Annotated in this window: 20 protein-coding genes and 2 tRNA genes; 12 read left to right on the top strand and 10 right to left on the bottom strand. The window is 68.4% G+C overall.

Going from position 1 to position 18,887, the window contains the following annotated elements; translation table 11 throughout:
* Positions 1-99 precede the first annotated feature (99 nt).
* A complete protein-coding gene (locus ACXJY8_RS11390) occupies positions 100-273 on the top strand; it encodes a DUF3606 domain-containing protein (RefSeq protein ID WP_463780163.1) in 174 nt (57 codons plus the stop codon).
* Positions 274-357: 84 nt separating this feature from the next.
* Here the strand turns inward: ACXJY8_RS11390 and fliP are convergent, their stop codons facing one another.
* Both fliP and ACXJY8_RS11380 read right to left on the bottom strand, forming a co-directional pair.
* Positions 358-1,113 carry a flagellar type III secretion system pore protein FliP gene (fliP, locus tag ACXJY8_RS11385; protein WP_463780160.1) on the bottom strand — a complete coding sequence of 252 codons (756 nt, stop codon included), beginning with the start codon at positions 1,111-1,113 and terminating at the stop codon, positions 358-360.
* A 142-nt stretch (positions 1,114-1,255) separates the two neighbouring features.
* Positions 1,256-2,614: a flagellar biosynthetic protein FliO gene (locus tag ACXJY8_RS11380; protein WP_463780157.1), complete on the bottom strand. Its 1,359-nt coding sequence runs from the start codon at positions 2,612-2,614 to the stop codon at positions 1,256-1,258.
* Positions 2,615-2,980: 366 nt separating this feature from the next.
* On the opposite strand from ACXJY8_RS11380, the gene ACXJY8_RS11375 reads away from it, so the two are divergent.
* The 10 genes from ACXJY8_RS11375 (at position 2,981) to recA (ending at position 11,313) form a co-directional block, all read left to right on the top strand.
* A complete protein-coding gene (locus ACXJY8_RS11375) occupies positions 2,981-3,457 on the top strand; it encodes a nucleoside deaminase (RefSeq protein ID WP_463780155.1) in 477 nt (158 codons plus the stop codon).
* Between the two features lie 4 nt (positions 3,458-3,461).
* Entirely contained in the window at positions 3,462-3,677 is a 216-nt protein-coding gene (locus ACXJY8_RS11370; RefSeq protein ID WP_463780152.1) for a molecular chaperone-like protein, read from the top strand.
* 116 nt (positions 3,678-3,793) lie between these two features.
* Positions 3,794-4,216 carry a flagellar basal body rod protein FlgB gene (flgB, locus tag ACXJY8_RS11365; RefSeq protein ID WP_463780150.1) on the top strand — a complete coding sequence of 141 codons (423 nt, stop codon included), beginning with the start codon at positions 3,794-3,796 and terminating at the stop codon, positions 4,214-4,216.
* A gap of 30 nt (positions 4,217-4,246) precedes the next feature.
* Positions 4,247-4,657: a flagellar basal body rod protein FlgC gene (flgC, locus tag ACXJY8_RS11360; RefSeq protein ID WP_463780148.1), complete on the top strand. Its 411-nt coding sequence runs from the start codon at positions 4,247-4,249 to the stop codon at positions 4,655-4,657.
* A gap of 33 nt (positions 4,658-4,690) precedes the next feature.
* Positions 4,691-5,005, top strand: a complete 315-nt coding sequence (gene fliE / locus ACXJY8_RS11355) for a flagellar hook-basal body complex protein FliE (RefSeq protein ID WP_463780145.1) — start codon at positions 4,691-4,693, stop codon at positions 5,003-5,005.
* Positions 5,006-5,101: 96 nt separating this feature from the next.
* Positions 5,102-5,368: a flagellar biosynthesis protein FliQ gene (gene fliQ / locus ACXJY8_RS11350; RefSeq protein ID WP_056470232.1), complete on the top strand. Its 267-nt coding sequence runs from the start codon at positions 5,102-5,104 to the stop codon at positions 5,366-5,368.
* Between the two features lie 18 nt (positions 5,369-5,386).
* The gene (fliR, locus tag ACXJY8_RS11345; protein ID WP_463780140.1) at positions 5,387-6,151 is read left to right on the top strand and encodes a flagellar biosynthetic protein FliR; all 765 of its coding nucleotides are present in this window, start codon (positions 5,387-5,389) and stop codon (positions 6,149-6,151) included.
* Positions 6,152-6,174: 23 nt separating this feature from the next.
* Positions 6,175-7,242: a flagellar biosynthesis protein FlhB gene (flhB, locus tag ACXJY8_RS11340; RefSeq protein ID WP_463780136.1), complete on the top strand. Its 1,068-nt coding sequence runs from the start codon at positions 6,175-6,177 to the stop codon at positions 7,240-7,242.
* 149 nt (positions 7,243-7,391) lie between these two features.
* Positions 7,392-10,079: a cell cycle histidine kinase CckA gene (cckA, locus tag ACXJY8_RS11335; RefSeq protein ID WP_463780134.1), complete on the top strand. Its 2,688-nt coding sequence runs from the start codon at positions 7,392-7,394 to the stop codon at positions 10,077-10,079.
* Positions 10,080-10,221: 142 nt separating this feature from the next.
* Complete coding sequence (gene recA, locus ACXJY8_RS11330) at positions 10,222-11,313, top strand: recombinase RecA (RefSeq protein WP_463780131.1); 1,092 nt, start codon at positions 10,222-10,224, stop codon at positions 11,311-11,313.
* Between the two features lie 95 nt (positions 11,314-11,408).
* Here the strand turns inward: recA and ACXJY8_RS11325 are convergent, their stop codons facing one another.
* The 3 genes from ACXJY8_RS11325 to ACXJY8_RS11315 all read right to left on the bottom strand — a co-directional run bounded on the left by ACXJY8_RS11325 (position 11,409) and on the right by ACXJY8_RS11315 (position 13,563).
* A complete protein-coding gene (locus ACXJY8_RS11325; protein ID WP_463780128.1) occupies positions 11,409-11,750 on the bottom strand; it encodes a c-type cytochrome in 342 nt (113 codons plus the stop codon).
* Positions 11,747-13,036 carry a PQQ-dependent sugar dehydrogenase gene (locus ACXJY8_RS11320; protein ID WP_463780124.1) on the bottom strand — a complete coding sequence of 430 codons (1,290 nt, stop codon included), beginning with the start codon at positions 13,034-13,036 and terminating at the stop codon, positions 11,747-11,749. The genes ACXJY8_RS11325 and ACXJY8_RS11320 overlap by 4 nt, the downstream gene beginning before the upstream one ends.
* Before the next feature lie 110 nt (positions 13,037-13,146).
* Entirely contained in the window at positions 13,147-13,563 is a 417-nt protein-coding gene (locus ACXJY8_RS11315) for an MAPEG family protein (RefSeq protein WP_463780120.1), read from the bottom strand.
* A 214-nt stretch (positions 13,564-13,777) separates the two neighbouring features.
* Here ACXJY8_RS11315 and alaS point away from each other — a divergent pair, with 214 nt between their 5' ends.
* Positions 13,778-16,441 (top strand): alanine--tRNA ligase, encoded by a 2,664-nt coding sequence (gene alaS, locus ACXJY8_RS11310; RefSeq protein WP_463780117.1) that lies wholly within the window; start codon positions 13,778-13,780, stop codon positions 16,439-16,441.
* Positions 16,442-16,490: 49 nt separating this feature from the next.
* Here alaS and ACXJY8_RS11305 read toward each other — a convergent pair whose 3' ends face one another.
* From ACXJY8_RS11305 to ACXJY8_RS11285, 5 genes are all read right to left on the bottom strand, one after another.
* The gene (locus ACXJY8_RS11305) at positions 16,491-16,919 is read right to left on the bottom strand and encodes a DUF2147 domain-containing protein (RefSeq protein ID WP_463780114.1); all 429 of its coding nucleotides are present in this window, start codon (positions 16,917-16,919) and stop codon (positions 16,491-16,493) included.
* Positions 16,920-17,024: 105 nt separating this feature from the next.
* Positions 17,025-17,579, bottom strand: coding sequence for a hypothetical protein (locus tag ACXJY8_RS11300; RefSeq protein WP_463780112.1), 555 nt, complete (start codon positions 17,577-17,579; stop codon positions 17,025-17,027).
* A 145-nt stretch (positions 17,580-17,724) separates the two neighbouring features.
* Positions 17,725-17,800, bottom strand: a tRNA-Ala gene (locus ACXJY8_RS11295).
* A 246-nt stretch (positions 17,801-18,046) separates the two neighbouring features.
* Positions 18,047-18,122: transfer RNA gene (locus tag ACXJY8_RS11290), tRNA-Ala, on the bottom strand.
* A 166-nt stretch (positions 18,123-18,288) separates the two neighbouring features.
* Positions 18,289-18,681, bottom strand: coding sequence for a TIGR02300 family protein (locus ACXJY8_RS11285; protein WP_463780110.1), 393 nt, complete (start codon positions 18,679-18,681; stop codon positions 18,289-18,291).
* Positions 18,682-18,887 lie beyond the last annotated feature (206 nt).

Genomic DNA, 18,887 nt, shown 5'->3' with positions numbered 1-18,887 from the left:
GCTCGGCCGGACGCAACAAACGGACCCCGGCCACGTTCTGCCCTCAATCGCTATCATCCGAGCGCCCCACGCTCCAGCCGGCACAGCAGAGGCCTCCCCATGCTCACGGATTCGATCGACACCAAGACCGAAAAGAGCCACCTCGACATCTTCGACAGCCAGCAGCGCACCGCGATGGCCACGCGTCTCGGCGTGTCCGAGGACCGCCTGAAGCGCGCCGTGCGCCTCGTCGGCAACCGCATCTCGACCCTGAAGAGCTACCTCGAGCGCTGATCGCGCCCAAGATCGGGTGGATGGTGGTGAAGGGCGCTCTCGGGCGCCCTTTTTCGTGCGCGCCGGCCGTCCCGTCGCGACCGCTCAGGTGCCGTAGCTCTGAACCAGTGAGCCGGCCACGAGGGTCCAGCCATCGACCAGGACGAAGAAGATCAGCTTGAAGGGGAGGGCCACGGTGGCGGGGGGCACCATCATCATACCGACGGCCATGAGAATCGAGGCGACCACGAGGTCGATGATCAGGAAGGGGATGAACAGTAGAAAGCCGATCTCGAAGGCGCGGCGCAGTTCGGAGATCATGAAGGCCGGCGTCACAACTTCGAGTCCGACCGCTTCGGGACCCGCCGGCACGGGCGCCTTCGCCATGTCGAGAAAGAGCTTCAGGTCCTTCTCGCGGACGTTCTTCAGCATGAAGGTCTTGAAGGGCGCCGAGGCGCGTTCGAAGGCGACGCTCTGCGTGATCTGCCCGGCGATCAGCGGCTCGATGCCGTTGCGGTAGGCCTCCCGGCCCACGGGTGCCATGACGAAGGCCGTCAGGAACAGGGCGAGGCTGGTGACTACGGCGTTCGGCGGTGCACTCTGCGTCCCAAGCGCCGAGCGCAGGATCGACAGCACCACCACGATTCGGGTGAAGGACGTAGCCATCACCAGCACCGACGGCGCGAGAGCCAGGACTGTGAGGAGCGCGACGAGTTGCAGCGCCCGCTCGGTGACGCCGCCGGTCCCGAGATCGACCGAGAGGCTCTGGGCGCGTACCGCCGCCGTGGTGCAGGCCAACGCCAGACCGGCCCAGATCGGCAGGCGCAGGCGTCTCAGCAGGGAGGGGCTGGATTCGGGCATACGGGTTCCGGCCGGGGCGGCGCGACGCGGCCGCGCGCTCCTCATACCACCGGCGCCCCGGGACGCATCCTCGGATGAGCCGGCGCCGCGCCGACATCGACCACCGGGTCGCGAGCGGATGCAGGGCATCCGCCGGATCGACCTACTGCTTGCGGTCGAGGGGACGGCCGAGCAGGCGGGCGAATTCCGCCTCGATCTCCTCCACGGAGAAGGGATTCGGACTGGCCGGAGGCTTCGCGGGCGCAGCCGGAGCGGGCGGCGGCGTGATGACTGCCGGCGACGCCTCTGCAGGCGCATGCTCCTCGGACTTCGGCGCATCGGCCACGGCTTCGTGGGTCACCGGATCGGACCGAGGCTCCGCCACGGCGGGCGTCGGCGTCTCCGAAGGAACGGCCACCGGCTCCTCGTCCTCGGCGCGCTCCGTGAACAGAGCGTCGTCGACGGCCGCCGGCTCGGGCTCGGAAATCCCCCGGTCCTCGACGGCTGGCGCCTGCGCCGTGGCGGCCATCGCCGCGGCGATCGGATCGATGGCCGAGGATGTGCCGAGAGGCGCCCGGGGCGGCTCGGATCGCACCTCCGGCCCCGGCTCCGAACCTTCCGAGAGTTCGGCCGCGGCCAGGACAGAGTCCGGCGGGGCCGGTTCGCTTGCCGCGGCTTGCGCCGGGATTGCCGGACGGACCGCCGCCGAGGGTCGGCGCAGGGCCTCCTCCAATTGGCGCGCCATGTCGGACAGGATCGCGGCGTCGATGGCCCGGGTCGCCGGCGCCGGGATGATGGGCGCTGCCGGAACCGGAGCGGGGGTCTCGCGATCCGCCTCGGCGTCTGCGCCCCGCTCCGGCAGACCGACCCGCTCAGCGATCGCAGCCGGGACGAGGTTCGTCAGTGATGGCGGCGTACGACGGATGACGCGGGCGAGTTGCGAGTCGCGCGGGCGCGGCGCGGCCGCCAGCGGGCCGCCGGGAACCGGCTCGGTAGCCGGAGCCCGCGTACGCTCGGGCGCGGGAGGGACCGTCACCTGATCGGCGGCAGGCACGGACGCCGGCATTTCGAACGATGGCTCGCGGTAGGGGGCGACGGGCTGGGCCATCGGCGCGAGGCTCGGAACAGGGGCCTGCTGGGGCACCGGCGCTTCCGGCATCGTGTTCAGCACGGGCTCGGGCGCCTCGTCGAAGGTGGGCTCCTCGGTCGCCAGGCGGGCGCTCATGCCGCGAAGGATGTTGCGCTCGATCACCACGTCGTTGGGACCGCCCACGAGGAGCAGGTGCTCGACGTTGTCGCGCCGGAGCAGGATCAGCTGCCGCTGACGGTCGAGCTCGTAGATGTCGACGATGCCGAGCCGTGGCTGGCGGCCGCGGGGAGAATTCTTGCCGGAGAGCGGCGAATCCTTGCCGCCGAGGCGGCGGACCAGAAAGACGCCGGCCGCGAGGACGAGAAAGATGACGACGAAGATGATGGCGAACTGGAGGGGAAAAGAGCCATCCGAGCTGAAGAACGATGACAAGACCGGGGTCTCTCGCTTTTGGGGCTCGTAGCCCGACGCAACACTCGAGAACCCAGTATCATGTCCGGCGCCGGCGCGGGCAACAACGTTAAGACTTCGTTAACAGGTCCTTTGCCCGAAGCGCGTTCACCAACGCTGGAGGACATTTAGGAGATCGCGTGGTGCCCCGCCGCCCGATTCCGGGACGGCGGGGTGCCGTGTCTTCCACGACGGAGCCGATACGCAACGCGGCCTGAGGCGACCGTGCCCCGCGCTCGGTTAGCGGCGCCTCAAGGCCTAGGCCGCAGCAGGTCTCGAAACGGGACCCGGCGGCGGGCTCGGCGCGTTTGATCGTTGACGTAGCCGTTTGAGACCGAGGTGAAACCCGTGGAAGATCAGCATCAGGCTCACCTGCGCGACGCGGTCACGCTGGCCCGCGACAACGTTCTCCAGGGCGGGCGCCCCTATGGCGCAGTGATCGTGCGCGACGGTGAGGTCCTGTCGCGCGCCGTCAACACCATCGCGGTCACCCATGATCCGACCGACCATGCCGAGATGGTGGCGATCCGCGAGGTCAGCCGTCGCCTCGGCCGTCCGAAGCTTGACGGCTGCATCGTCTACGCCAGCGGGCGCCCTTGCCCGATGTGCCACGCGGCCATGCGCCTCGCCGGCATCACGCAGGCCTACTTCGCCTACAGCGCGGAAGAGGGCGAACGCTACGGCCTCCTCGGGGCCGGGATCTACGCCGAACTGTGCCAGCCCCTGAGCGCGCAGCCGATGCATGTGGAGCATCACCCCGTGGAGGTCGACGAGCATCCCTACGCGCTCTGGCGCGACCGCCAGAACGCACACGGAAAAGGCTGACGCGATGACCGTGCCGCGCTGGATCCCGTTCCTCGCCGCCGCCCTCCTCATCGCGGCGGCCGTCACCCTCGGCCTGCTCTGGAGCCGCGGCGCCCTGCGGCATCCGAGCGAGGACGCGCGAACGGCCGGCGAGCCGGCCGCCTGTGCGCCGCTCAATCCCAGCGGACCGCCGCCGTCCGAATGCCCCCAGGCTCGGCCCCCGACCCAGCGGTCCCCCTGAGATCGCTCCTGTTTCGGCTCCCGCACCGGAGCCTTAACCGGGCGTTAACCATGGGGGCGGCAGATTTTGCCGGTCCCACCGGGCAGATTCTTCCGGGCGAGGCGAGGGTCCACCCCATGTCCGTCACCGACCTGCCCATTCTCGGGATGCTGCGCACGCGGATGCAGTGGCACCAGACCCGCCAGAAGCTCTTGGCCGAGAACGTGGCCAATGCCGACCTGCCCGGCTTCAAGCCTCGGGATCTCGCGAGCCCGGACCTCGGACGTTCCGGCCCGGTCCTGTCTCAGCCGGTGGGCGCCACCACGAGCAGCAGCCTCGCGGTCACCAACGTGTCCCATATCGCGCCGGGCGGAGGCCCGGACGGTCCGGGCGCCGATCCGCGCCGCGTGAAGGGATTCGAGATCCGCCCGAGCGGCAACGGCGTCAATCTCGAAGAGGAGATGATGAAGGCCGGCGACAATCAGGCTGACTACCAGATGGCCGCCTCGCTCTACCAGAAGAGCCTCGAGACCATCAAAATCGCCATCGGCAAGCGCTGAGCGGCGATCCATCGTCTGACGGAGCGCGCCATGGACTTCCTCAAATCCCTCACGACCGCCGCCTCGGGCCTGAAGGCCCAGTCGAGCCGGATGCGGATCATCGCCGAGAACATCGCCAACGCGGATTCGGCGCCGACCACGGTCGGCGGCCAGCCCTACCGGCGAAAGATCCCGACCTTCACCCAACAGGTCGACCGCGAGACCGGCGCGTCGCTGATCGAGGCCGGACGGGTGCGCCGCGATACCTCGCCGTTCCGGACCAAGTACGACCCGGGCAATCCGAGCGCCAACGCCAAGGGCGAGGTGGCGATGCCCAACGTCAACGGCCTGATCGAAAACATGGACATGCGCGAGGCCCAGCGCTCCTACGAGGCCAACCTCAACATGGTCACGGCGACCCGCCGCATGGTCGCCAAGACCCTTGAGATCCTCAAGGCCTGACCTTTCGCTTCCGATCCCTGAAAGTCCGCCGCCATGACGACCAACGCCTTCGCCGCCGGCGCCTACGCGGCGATCCAGAACATCGGCGCCAAGGGTGCTCCGAAGATCGCGCCGGCCACCGGTGCCTCGGGCTCGAACTTCACCTCGCTCCTGACGTCGACCCTGGACAGCGTCGGCGAGGCCGGGCGCAAGGCCGACAGCCAGGCGCTGGCCGTGGCGGGCGGCAAGGCGAACGTGGTCGACGTGGTGACGGCCGTGGCCGAGAGCGAGACCGCGCTCCAGACGCTCGTCGCCGTCCGCGACCGGGTAATCTCCGCCTACGAGGAAATCATGCGGATGCAGATCTAGCCCGCGGCCTCCACGCTGCGCCGGGCGCTCTGCGCCGCTGGCCCCGAAGACATCCGATCCCGACACCTGTGCCCTCAGCGAGCTGACATCCCTTTCATGACCGGTCTCGCCATCATCGACGTCGCCCGCGACGGTATCTTCGTCTTTCTCAAGGTGGCGGGTCCGATCATGCTGGTCGCCCTCGTGGTCGGCCTGGTGGTCTCGCTGTTCCAGGCCCTGACCCAGATCCAGGAGCAGACCCTGATCTACGTGCCCAAGATCGTGGCCGTGTTCGCGACCCTGCTGCTCATGCTGCCCTTCATGGGCGACGCGCTGGGCAGCTACATGACCCGCATCGCGGCGCGCATCGTATCGGGCGGCTGAAGCCTGCTATGAGAGGGCATGAATCTCCTCCTGCCGGGCATCGCGGCGGCCTTCCTCCTCACCTTCGCGCGGATCGGCACCCTGGTGATGCTGATGCCGGGCGTCGGCGAGCAGCTGGTGTCGCCGCGGCTGCGTCTCGCCTTCGCACTGCTGCTCACGCTGATCTTGTTCCCGACCGTGCGGCCGCTCCTGCCGATGCAGGGCGGCGTCATCGCGGGGCCGGGGCTGATCGCGCTGCTCATCGGAGAGTTGCTGATCGGTCTGGTGCTCGGCCTCACCGTACGGATGGTGCTCGCCGCCCTGCAGACCGCCGGCATGATCGTCTCGCAGCAGCTCGGGCTGTCCTACGCCATGACGGTGGACCCGACGCAGGGTGGGCAGCAGACGGCGATCGGCAACTTCCTGGCGCTGCTCGGCGTCACCCTGATCGTGGCGACCGACCTTCACCACGTCGCCCTCGGAGCGATCGGGCGAAGCTACCTCCTGCTTCCGCCGGACGGCGTGCCGGGCATGGGCGAGGCGGCGAGCCTCGCTCTAAAGGCCATCGCGCGCGGTTTCTCCCTCGGCGTCCAGATCTCGGCTCCGTTCATCGCCTTCGGCATCCTGTTCAACGTCGGGCTCGGCGTGCTGGCCCGCCTGATGCCGCAGATGCAGGTGTTCTTCGTGGCCGTCCCGGCCTCGGTCCTGATCGGCATGCTGCTGCTCCTCGGCAGCCTCGGCGTCATGATGGGCGTCTTCCTGGACGATATCGGGCACTACCTGGCGGATCTCGCCGGGCGCTGAGCCCCCGCGCGGAGGCCTGAGCGGTGGCCGACGATTCCGATCCGGAAGACAAGACCGAAGACCCGACCCCACGGCGGATCGAGAAGGCGATCGAGCAGGGCAACGTCCCCAACAGCCCCGAGATCAACACCTTCTTCATCCTGGCCGCCTTCACCATGGCCCTGCTCATGGCTTCGGGCATGATCGCCAAGAACCTCGTGGCGAGCCTGCGCGGCTTCCTGATGAATGCCCACATGGTCCCGTCGGACCCAGCAGCTTACACCGAGATGGGCATGCGCATGCTCATCATCTGCGCCCAGGCACTGGCGGTTCCCGTGGGCCTCGTCGTGGTCGCCGGCCTGGCGGCCGGGCTGATCCAGCACCCCTTCGTCTTCAGCACCGAGGCGCTCGGCCCCAAATGGGACCGGATCTCGCCGATGGCCGGCGTCAAGCGGGTCTTCGGGATGGAGGCCCTGTTCCAGTTCCTGAAAGGTCTCGCCAAGCTCGGCATGGTCGGCGTCGTGGCCGGCACCATCCTGTGGGGCGAGCGCGATCGGATGGAGGTGTTCGCGCGCCTCGACCCCACCGCCGTCCTCGCCGCGATCCTCACCCTCGCCCTCAAGCTGATGGCGGGCATGCTCGGTGTCTTCGTGGCCATCGCGCTCGGCGACGCCGTCTATCAGCGCTTCCGCTGGCACCAGCGCCTGCGCATGTCCAAGGAGGAGATCAAGCAGGAACACAAGGAGAGCGAGGGCAGCCCCGAGGTGAAGGGCCGCATGAAGCAGATTCGCGCCCAGCGCGTGAAGAAGCGCATGATGGCCGCCGTGCCCACCGCCACCGTCATCGTGACGAACCCGACCCACTACGCCGTCGCCCTGCGCTACGAGGCCGGCATGACGGCGCCCGTCTGCGTCGCCAAGGGCGTAGACTCGCTCGCCCTCAAGATCCGTGCGGTGGCCAAGGACCACGATGTGCCGATCCTCGAGAACCCGCCGCTCGCGCGCGCCCTCCATGCCACCGTGGAGATCGACGAGGAAATCCCGGCTGAGCATTACCGCGCGGTGGCCGAGGTCATCGGCTACGTCATGCGTCTGCGCCGGCGGGCCGCGTGAGGAACCGGCCGTGAAGATTGGCGCTTGCGCTCGCCACGCTTTATGCACCCTCTTTCGCGAGAATTCTCGGCGACATACGCCGGTTTACCCTTGCTGCGAGCGGAAGCGGGGCGCTAACCGGATGGGCTTCAGGGGTGGATCGGCGGCGGATGGTTGAGTTCAGCGGACACGGCAAGCCCGCGTCGAACGCGATCGATCGCTCCGAACGACCCGGACGGGTCGGGCTCCTCCTCGTACTGGCGGGCCTCCTCGTCGGCGCGGCCGTCGGCCTGTCCTTCGTAGCCAGCGAGCAGGCGCAGCCCCTGATCCTCGGCCTGCTGGCGCTCCTTGCGATGGCGGGTGTGTTCTGCCTCTTCGCCCTCGCCATCGGGGCGATCCAGCTTGCCGGCCAGACCACACGGGACGACATCACCAAGGCCATCGTCGACGCGGCGCCCGACGGCGCGATCGTGGTCGAGGAGGGCGGGCGCCTCATCTACGCCAACGAATCCTATCTGCGCATCGCCGGCGGCGAGACCTTCGCCAGCCTGCGGCCGGTGGAACGGGTCTTCGTCGGCTCGCCGGAGGTCTCCGAGGCGGTCTACCGCCTCGCCCAGGCCTCCCGCGACGGCCTCGGCCACGCTGAGGAAATCCGGATGGCGCCGCCGCCCGGCAGCGCCGCCGAGCGCGCCTTCGCGTGGTTCCGCATCAGCGTGCGCCCGATCGAGCGGCCGCGGCGCGCCGCGACCCTGTGGACGGTGAGCGACATCACCCACGAGCGCGAGCGCCAGGAAAACGTCTTCCAGGAACTCCAGCACGCGATCGACTACCTCGACCACGCCCCCGCCGGCTTCCTCTCGATCGATCCGACCGGCTCGATCGTCTACATGAACGCGACCCTGGCGGCCTGGCTCGGCTACGACCTCGCCACGGTCGGCTCCGGCGGCCTGCGCCTGCCCGAGATCGCCCCCGGCGCCGACGTCCTCACTGCTTCCGAGGGCCTGCCCGGCGAGGTCCGGACCGACCGGTTCGACCTCGACCTGCGCCGCCGCAACGGCCACCCGCTGCCGGCGCGCCTCTATCATCGGGTCGCCTTCGGTCAGGATGGCCGCCCGGGCCCGTCGCGCACATTCGTGCTCAACCGTTCCGCCGGTGCCGAGAGCGACGAGCCGCAGCGCGTCGCCGAGGTGCGGCTCGCACGCTTCCTGAACAACAGTCCGATCGCCATCGCGACCCTGGACCAGAGCGGCCACATCGCGCGGGCCAACGCCTCCTTCGCCCGGCTGTTCGGCGGCCTTCCGCGCCAAGCGTTGCCCGACGGGCGCAACGACCTTCAGGGCGAACCGACCATGTGGGACGCGATCGCCGAGCGCGATCGCGCCGGCCTCGAGGTGGCCCTGGGCAAGGCCGCCGCCGGCCTCGTCGAGGTCCAGCCGATCGAGATTGCGCTCTCGGGTCCCGGCAACCGCTCGGCCCGGGTCTGGTTGAGCCCGGCGGGGGGCGAGGCGACCGGAGTGGGGCGAGACGAGACCGAACAGCAGAGCGACCGCGAGCTGGTCATCCTCTACGCCCTCGACACCACCGCCCAACGTCAGCTGGAACAGCAGGTGGCGCAGGCGCAGAAGATGGACACGGTGGGCCAGCTCGCCGGCGGCATCGCACACGACTTCAACAACGTCCTGCAGGCGATCATCGGCTATTCGGACCTGCTGCTGGCCAGCCATCGGCCGACCGATCCGGCCTTCCAAGACATCATGCAGATCAAGCAGAACGCCAACCGGGCCGCCAGCCTGGTGCGTCAGCTGCTCGCCTTCTCGCGCCGCCAGACCCTGCGCCCGGAGGTGATGAATGTCGGCGAGGCGCTCTCGGACCTGACCCTGTTGCTGAAGCGCCTGCTCGGCGAGCGGGTCGACCTCGACCTGAAGCACGGGCGTGACATCTGGCCCATCAAGGCGGACGTGAATCAATTCGAGCAGGTGATCGTCAATCTTGCGGTCAACGCGCGTGACGCGATGCCGGAAGGCGGCCGTCTGCTGATCCGCACCGCCAACGTCGCGCACGACGCCGTGCCGAGCGAGAGCCGGATCGGCATGCCGGTCGGGGACCATGTGCTGATCGAGGTTCTCGATACCGGGCAGGGCATCCCGCCCGATCTCATGGAGAAGATCTTCGAGCCATTCTTCACCACGAAGGAGATCGGCAAGGGCACAGGCCTCGGCCTCTCGACCGTGTTCGGCATCGTCAAGCAGAGCGGCGGAACCATCGACGTACATTCCACGGTGGGGGAGGGCACCGCCTTCCGGATCTACTTCCCTCGCCACGAACCCGCCGCGGAACCCGCCCACGAGCCGGAGATCGCCCTTGCGCCCCCTTCGCCGTCGCCGCAGACGACCGCCTCCATCGCGGCCAGTCGGCTCAAGGGGACATCGGACCGCCCCCGGCCCGACGGCGAGAAGCCCGCGCCCCGCAAGCCCGCGCCGGACCATACCGGCCAAGGGGTCATCCTCCTGGTGGAGGACGAGGACCCCGTGCGCGCCGTCAACAGCCGCGCGCTCTCGGCCCGCGGCTACACCGTGCTGGAGGCCGCTTCGGGACTCGACGCCCTGCGGATCATCGCCGAGACCACCGAGACCATCGACCTCGTGGTTTCCGACGTGGTGATGCCGGAGATGGACGGGCCGACCCTTCTGCGTGAACTGCGCAAGCAATCTCCCGACCTCAAGGTCATCTTCGTCTCGGGCTACGCCGAGGATGCGTTTCGCAAGAACCTTCCCGACGGCGAGGATTTCAATTTCCTGCCCAAGCCGTTCAGCCTGAAACAGCTCGTCGAGACGGTGAAGGAGACCATCGCCCGCTAGGCGGAAAGCCGGGAGGATCTGTCGCGCGCAGCGCGCGAAATCTCCCGCACCGCTCTTGCGGAATGAGAACAAAACAAGTACACAATCGGCAACCGAGGCGCATTGAGCCTTACCCCTCCCCCATGCATAAGGATGCCGACGAATGGCCCAGCCCGCGCTGAAAGTTGTGGAATCCCCGATGGTGGACAAGGACAAGGCGAAGGCGATCGACGCCGCGCTGTCACAGATCGAGCGGGCCTTCGGCAAAGGCTCGATCATGCGCCTGGGCAAGAACGACAAGGTCGCGGAGGTGGAGGTCATCTCCACCGGCTCGTTGGGCCTCGACATTGCGCTGGGCGTCGGCGGCCTGCCCCGCGGTCGCGTCATCGAGATCTACGGCCCGGAATCCTCGGGCAAGACCACGCTGGCCCTGCACACCATCGCGGAGGCTCAAAAGAAGGGCGGCGTCTGCGCCTTCGTGGACGCGGAGCACGCCCTCGACCCGGTCTATGCGCGCAAGCTCGGCGTGCAGCTCGACGACCTCCTGATCTCGCAGCCCGACACCGGCGAGCAGGCTCTGGAGATCACCGATACCCTGGTGCGTTCGGGCGCCATAGACGTGCTGGTGGTCGATTCGGTGGCGGCCCTGACGCCGCGGGCCGAGATCGAGGGCGAGATGGGCGATTCGCAGCCAGGCCTTCAGGCCCGTCTGATGAGCCAGGCCCTGCGTAAGCTCACCGGCTCGATCTCGCGCTCGAAGTGCATGGTCATCTTCATCAACCAGATCCGCATGAAGATCGGCGTGATGTACGGCAGCCCCGAGACCACCACGGGCGGCAACGCGCTGAAGTTCTACGCCTCGGTGCGCCTCGATATCCGCCGCGTCTCGACCCTGAAGGACCGCGACGAGGCCATCGGCAATCAGGTCCGCGTCAAGGTCGTCAAGAACAAGGTCGCGCCGCCCTTCAAGCAGGTCGAGTTCGACATCATGTTCGGCGAGGGCGTCTCGAAGGTGGGCGAGCTCATCGACCTCGGGGTCAAGGCCGGCATCGTCGAGAAGTCGGGCGCCTGGTTTTCCTATGCCAGCCAGCGCCTTGGCCAGGGCCGCGAGAACTCGAAGGGCTTCCTGCGCGACAACCCGGAGATCGCCGGCAAGATCGAAGCATCGATCCGGCAGAATTCCGGCCTCGTCGCGGAGAAAATCCTCGAGAACGCCAAGCCGACCGAGGACGAGCTCGATGAGGGCGAGGCCTGAGGACGGGACCCTCCGCCCAGATTGGAAACGAAGAGAGCCGCCGGGGCGCACCCGGCGGCTCTCTTCGTTCCAGGGACAGCAATGGGCCCTGATGTCTATCCCGGCGGAAGGACGTCGACTTGGATCGCCGAATAATAGGCGGCCAGGTCGGCGATCTCCGCGTCACTCAGGTGCTTGGCGACAACGTTCATGATCTCGTTGCGGCGGACGCCGTCCCGATACTCCGTCAACGCCTTGACCAGATAGGGCTCGACCTGACCCGAGAGATTCGGGGCCTCGGGCAGTTTCGAGACCCCGTCGAGGCCGTGGCAGGTCTGGCACGCGATGGCGGCCTTGCGCCCGGCCTTCGCGTCGCCGGCATGCGCCTCCGCCGGTGTCATGGCGGAGGCGAGTAGGCAAAGCAGGACCGTGGCGAGAGGAGCGCGCACCACCGTCATTTGCCCTCGTACGATATGCGGTAGATCGCACCGGCCGTGTCGTCGGCCACGAGGAGCGAGCCGTCCAGGAGGACCGCGACATCGGTCGGGCGGCCGAGATACTCCCCATCCTGCGTCAGCCAGCCCTCCGCGAAGGGCTTGGGCGTGCCGGCTTTGCCGTCCTTGTCGACGGGCACGAACATAATCCTCGCTCCGATCGGCTGGGTCCGGTTCCAGGAGCCGTGCTCGGCGGTGAAGATGCCGCCCTTGTACGAATCGGGGAACATGCGCCCCTTGTAGAAGGTCATTCCGAGATCGGCCGCGTGCGGGGGCAGTTCGGCCTGCGGGAAGACCACGTCCTTCGGCGGCGTCTCGTCCTTGTATTCGACGGTGCGGACATGGCCGCCGCCGAACCACGGGAAACCGAAATTCTCACCGGCCTTCGCGATGCGATTCAGTTCGCCCGGCGGGATGTCGTCGCCCATGCCGTCGACCTGGTTGTCGGTGAACCACAGCGCCTTGTCGGCGGGGTTGAAGTCCATGCCCACCGAATTGCGGATGCCGGTCGCATAGACCTCCCGGTTCTTTCCGTCGGCGTCCATGCGGATGATGCCGCCGATCCCGGTCCTGGCGTAGAGGTCGCGCTTGGCGGCCGGGGGCACGTTGTAGGGCTGCCCGAGGGAGATGTAGGTCTTGCCGTCAGGGCCGACCCGGCACATCCGGGCGGTGTGGTTGTAGCTCTCCTCGGCGGCGGGAATCAGGTCGCCCTGCTTTACCAGGACGCCGGCGGCGACGTCGGGGCTCTCGTAGAAGAACTCCGCGGCGGGGAAGGACAGGACCCGGTTCTGCTCGACGATGGTCAGGACCCCGTCTTTCGAGAAGCAGACGCCGTTGGGAATCTTGAAGTCGATGCCGGCGGCGAAGGCGCGGACCTCGTCGGCGACCCGATCCTTGTCCCGGTCGGTGACGGTGTAGACCTTGCTCTTGCGCGTTCCGACGAACAGCACGCCGGCATTGGGCCCCACCGCGATCGAGCGCGCATCCGGCACCACGGCGTAGAGGTCGATCTTGAAGCCGTCGGGGAGCTTGATCTTGGCGAGCGTCTTGCGCAGGGCGTCGGCGCGCCGGCCGGACTGGGGAATCTCCGGCGCCTCGACGGTGCCGGTGCTCTGCATTCCCGTGAGCTTCTCGAGAGCGTCGGCCTTCGCCTTGGTCTCGGCGGGGGCGGCGCCCTGCGCGAAGGCGTTTGTGGAAAGCGCCAGCGCGGCGCAGCCGGCCAGAAGCGTCGCGGTGAGGACCGATCGCATGGGTGTCTCCCGTATTCCGCCCACATGATCGGGGCGGTTGAGACCCGACGATATGCGCCTGCCGGGCGCCCCGGCAAGGGGAGGTCGAGCGGTCGCCGCGCCGTCGACCCTCATGGCGTGTAGGGCAGCAACTTGATGAAGAGGCCCCACAGCACGAACAGGATGCCCAGGATCGAGACCAACCAGACCAGGGTGCGGACTTTCGGGATGCCGAAGCCGTAGGCGGGCAGATAGACCAGCCGGGCGAAGAAATAGAGGTAGGCACCGAGCACCACCGCGGTGTTGTGCCGGCCCGTCGCCACGCAGGCGAGCACGAGGGCGGCGAAGATCGGGAAGGTCTCGAAGAAGTTCTTCGACGCCTTCTCCAGCCGGCTCGCGGCGCCCGTCACCTCGGGCGTCGGGCCCTCGCGGTTGCTGGACGCCCAGCCGAGACCACCCCGCTGCTGCACGCCGCTGGCGGAGGCGGCGATGATGTGGACCAGGCCGAGCAGGCAGGACCAGGCGAGGAGGCGGATTTCGACCGGCATGGCGGTGTGTCCGTGTTGCGGAGGGAAGACGTGTTCCTAGCTCGGCGGTGAGCAAAAGCGAAACGACCGTGACTTGCGCCTGAACGGTCCTTATGAGTGCGCCAGCGCGGAACATCCGGAAACTGGCGGGGCGTTCCGCGCGCGGCATGCATGCGCGCCGGACGAGCCCAACGCGTCCGCATCCGGCGGCACCCTACGACAGAGTTGTGATGCGATGAGCGGCGTCAACGAGATCCGGTCGACCTTCCTCGACTACTTCGCAGCAGCGGGCCACGAGGTGGTGCCGTCCTCCTCGCTCGTGCCGCGCAACGACCCGACGCTGATGTTCACCAATGCCGGCATGGTGCAGTTCAAGAACGTCTTCACCGGCGTCGAGAAGCGCCCCTACGACCGGGCGACCACGGCCCAGAAATGCGTCCGCGCCGGCGGCAAGCACAACGATCTCGACAACGTCGGCTACACCGCCCGGCACCATACCTTCTTCGAAATGCTCGGCAACTTCTCCTTCGGCGACTACTTCAAGCCGCGGGCGATCGAGCTGGCCTGGAACCTGATCACCAAGGAGTTCGGCCTCTCCAAGGACCGGCTGCTGGTGACGGTCTATGCCGACGACGACGAGGCGGCCGGTCTCTGGCGCAAGATCGCGGGCTTCTCGGACGACCGCATCATCCGCATCGGGACCTCCGACAATTTCTGGCAGATGGGCGATACCGGCCCCTGCGGCCCGTGCTCCGAGATCTTCATCGATCAGGGTCCGACGCTTCAGGGCGGCCCGCCCGGCTCGCCGGACGAGGACGGCGACCGTTTCCTCGAGTTCTGGAACCTCGTGTTTATGCAGTACGAGCAGGTTGAGCCGGGTAACCGCCTCGCCCTGCCGCGTCCCTCCATCGACACCGGCATGGGCCTGGAGCGCATGGCGGCGATCCTCCAGGGGGTGAAGAGCAACTACGATACCGACCTGTTCCGCGCCCTGATCGACGCCGTCAGCCACGCGGTCGGCCGGCCGCCGGAACCCGGCAACGTCGCCTCCTATCGGGTCATCGCCGATCACCTGCGCGCCGCCTCCTTCCTCGTGGCCGACGGTGTGCTGCCGGGTAACGAGGGTCGCGGCTACGTCCTGCGCCGCATCATGCGCCGTGCCATGCGCCACGCCGAGCTTCTCGGCTCGCGCGAGCCGATGATGTATCGCCTCGTCCCGACGCTCCTGCGCGAGATGGGCCAGGCCTATCCGGAACTGACCCGCGCGGAGGGACTCATCGCCGAGACCCTGCGCCTCGAGGAGACCCGCTTCCGCCGCACCCTGGAGCGCGGCCTCGCGATCCTCGATGCCGAGAGCCGCGACCTGAGCTCCGGCCAGAACCTTTCGGGCGAGACGGCCTTCACCCTCTACGACACCTACGGCTTCCCCCTTGACCTGACCCAGGATGCCCTGAAGGCGCGCGGCATCGGCGTCGACACGGAGGCGTTTGGGCAGGCCATGGAGCGTCAGCGCAGGGCCGCCCGTGCCGCCTGGACCGGCTCCGGCGAGGCCGCCACCGAGACGGTCTGGTACGGCCTGAAAGAACGCGTCGGCGCCACCGAATTCCTCGGCTACGAGACCGAGAGTGCCGAAGGCATCGTCACCGCCCTGCTGCGCGACGGCGCCGAGACCGAGAGCCTGAAGGCGGGCGAGACCGGTCTGGCCCTTGCCAATCAGACGCCGTTCTACGGCGAATCCGGCGGACAGGTCGGCGACACCGGGACCCTGTCGGCGGCTGGCCTGAAGGCGCGCGTCACCGCCACGGAGAAGAAGCTCGGCGATCTCTTCGTCCACCACGTCATGGTGGAGGAGGGCACGCTGTCGCTCAACCAGGCCGTGGAACTCTCCGTCGACCACGGGCGCCGCTCAGCGATCCGCGCCAATCACTCGGCGACCCACCTGCTGCACGAGGCCCTGCGCCAGGTCCTCGGCGACCACGTCGCCCAGAAGGGCTCCCTGGTCTCCCCCGACCGCCTGCGCTTCGACTTCAGCCATCCGAAGCCGATGGACGAGGCGGAGATCCGCGCCGTCGAGGACATCGCCAATGCGGTGCTCCTCCAGAACACGCCGGTGGTCACCAAGTTGATGGCCGTGGACGAGGCGATCGAATCCGGCGCCCGTGCCCTCTTTGGCGAGAAGTATGGCGACGAGGTCCGCGTCGTCTCCATGGGCGAGCCGGTCGCCGGCGAGGGCGGCCGCACGAAGGCGTTCTCCGTGGAGCTCTGCGGCGGCACCCATGCCCGGCGCACCGGCGAGATTGGCCAGGTCTCGGTGGTGGCCGAGAGCGCGGTCGGCGCCGGCGTGCGGCGCATCGAGGCGCTGACCGCGGATGCGGCGCGGCGCCATCGCGCGGAGGAGAGCCGGACGCTGGCACAGATCGCCGGCCTGCTGAAAGCCTCCACCGCCGACGTTCCGGACCGGCTCGCGGCCCTGATCGAGGATCGTCGGCGCCTGGAGCGCGACCTCACCGATGCCCGCAAGAAGATCGCCATGGGCGGCGCGGGCCCGGGCGGAGACGACGGCATCGCCGAGATCGCCGGCGTGAAGGTCATGGCCCGGGTGGTCGAAGGCGTCGAGATGCGCGACCTGAAGAGCCTCGCCGACGAGGGCAAGACCCGGCTCGGCTCCGGCATCGTCGCCATCGTGGGCGTCGCCCCCGACGGCAAGGCCGGTCTCGTCGTCGGTGTAACCCCGGATCTCACGGAGCGCTACGACGCCGTGGCCCTGGTCCGGGCCGGCGCAGGGCATCTCGGCGGCAAGGGCGGCGGCGGGCGCCGCGACATGGCCCAGGCCGGCGGCCCCGAGGGCGCGGGCGCCCAGGCAGCCATCGACGCGATCCGGGCTGCACTCGCGGGCTGATCCCGACGGTCGGCCTCTCCGGCTCGAAGCAGGAGAGGCCGTCCGTCACTCAGTTCACGCGCTTCCAGGTCTGGCTCTTGCAGAACACGCTCATTACGCACCCCGAGACCTCGACGACGTCGGGTCCCTTGATGGTCATGGTGCCCGCGTAGGTCTTGCCATCGTTCGGATTGTACAGCGTCCCCTCGTAGCCCTTCGCACCGGCGGTGCGGGTGTTCATGATCTGCACGCCGACGAGACTGCGGGAGCGGAGTGCGGGATCGGGATTCTTGGCGTCGAGGCCCGGGCCGGCGACGCTCGCCAGCGTGCCGCAATAGCCGTCGCCGCAGCGGCTGATCCGCACCTTCGAGGCGCCGGTCTCGGTCAGCCACAGGCCCGTGGCGTCCCGCCCCTGCTGGGCGACCGCCACGCTCCCGAGCAGGAGCCAGAGCGCTCCCAGGCCCCCCACATTCCGCAGCACCCGTCCGGTGATCGCCATGTCCTCATCCCTCGCCCCGAGTCCTTGCCGGGCGAGGGGCATAGCGCGGGACCCCGACACTGGCCAGACCTCCTGCGCGACGCGAGTCGTAGCCGCGGATCCGACTCAGGCGCCCGCCAGGACGGCCCCGGTATAGACCTCGCCGACCTCGCACAGGGGCAGACCATCCGCCCGAAGAAGCAGCGCCTCGATCGCGAAGAGCGGTTCGATCAGGTCGGCCTTGTCCGGGGCATCGGCCGCGGGGAGGAGGCGCAGGGACAGATTCCGGCGCGAGGGCGACAGCGCATGCACGACCCGGCCGAACGGCACCTCGCTGGTCTCCAGGAGCGCATTCATCGCGGGCGTCAGGCGTGACGGAACGTACCAGTTCTCCGCCTCCGACAGGACAAGGGCGCCACAGGTCAGGCGGACCCGGCGGTAGCGCAACGGCGCTTCCCGGGCGACCGCGAGGCGCTCCCTCTGTGCCGGGCTCGCGGGATGCTCGGGCGCCGGGATGGCCCGGGCAACCAGACCCGACTCCTGTGCGAGGCCGCGGGCGCGGCACCAATGCTCCAACACCGCCGTGGCGCTGGGGCCGGCCAGCAGGCGATCACAGAGGTCCTTCAGGAGGATCGCGGCAGCAGGGATCGTGACCGGGTCGCCAGGGGGGGACGTCGTCATGAACACCGAAGCCAGAAACACCGAACCGCGCCCAATTCACCCGCCTCACGCACTATCGTAGCCGGCGGGTGGGGTCGCACCGCACCGCCATACGCAGCAGGCGCGAAAAGGTCCATGTCGATGTCGGGGAGCGTCGAAGAAGTTTTGGTGGAGCCTAACGGGATCGAACCGATGACCTCTTCCATGCCATGGAAGCGCTCTCCCAGCTGAGCTAAGGCCCCACTCTCAACACCCCGGTCTCTGGAAATCCCGGGGTGGTCTTTCGCGACGGAGAGGCTCGAACCGCACCGGCGATGGCGGTGACATACTGGGATCGGGCGGCCGCCTCAACCCCTATTTCGCGCTTCCGGCGTTTTCGTCTCCATTGCGACCCTGAGGCGATGGAGATGATGAAACGCAGAGAACCGCACGACGCGAGCGCATCGAGCGGGCCCATGTAGGATGATATCGTAGTAACTAAGTGAGATTGGTGGAGCCTAACGGGATCGAACCGATGACCTCTTCCATGCCATGGAAGCGCTCTCCCAGCTGAGCTAAGGCCCCACTCTCAACACCCCGGTCTCTGGAAATCCGGGGTGGTCTTCGTCGGCGGGCGCGTCGCCCGCCGCCGATAGCGGTCATGTACTGGGGCTTGTCCGCCGCCTCAACCCCCTTTGTGACCCGCCGGCAAACTTTTTTCCCGGCGGGTCGGAGAGGGGTTCCGCGGAGGTTAGCTCTCCTCGTCGTTCTCGATGTCGCCGTCGATGAGGTCGGCCACGTCGTCGTCGCCGGTGTCCTCCTCCTCAAGGAAGGTGTCGTCGGCATCGTCGTTGCTGTCGCCGTCGACGTCCTCGGTCGTCGTATCGGCGTCGTCCTCGGCCGCCTCGACCTCGTCGAGGGACACGATCTCCGGCCCGCCCTTCTCGGCGTCCGTATCCTCGTCGTCATCGGCCGGGGCCGCGGAAGCCCGGGCCGCCAGCGCCGGAGCGGCGCGGCTGGAGGCGGCGGCGACCTGGTAGATCGTTCCGCATTTCGGGCAGGTCGGCGGGTCGTTGTCGAGGTCGTAGAACTTGGCGCCGCAGCTCATGCATTGACGCTTCAAGCCGAGTTCCGGTCTGGCCACGGGCGAACCTCTAGTACGTGCGATCTTTTGGGAGAGGCGCCCCGTTAGTCGCGTGGGACGCTCCTGTCAAATTCCCTTGAGAATCGTGGGCGTTCCATGCCTGCTTCCGGCTTTCCACGGAGGTTTTCCAAGCCCAGGCACCCGGGATGTGCCCCCATCGGATGACGGCGGCAGCGACGCATGTTAACCGGCCCCATGAATTCACC

The sequence above is a fragment of the Methylobacterium sp. TK31 genome (assembly GCF_055361545.1).
The sequence above is the reverse complement of the archived record's forward strand: the minus strand, read 5'-3'. Positions and strand labels throughout refer to the sequence as shown.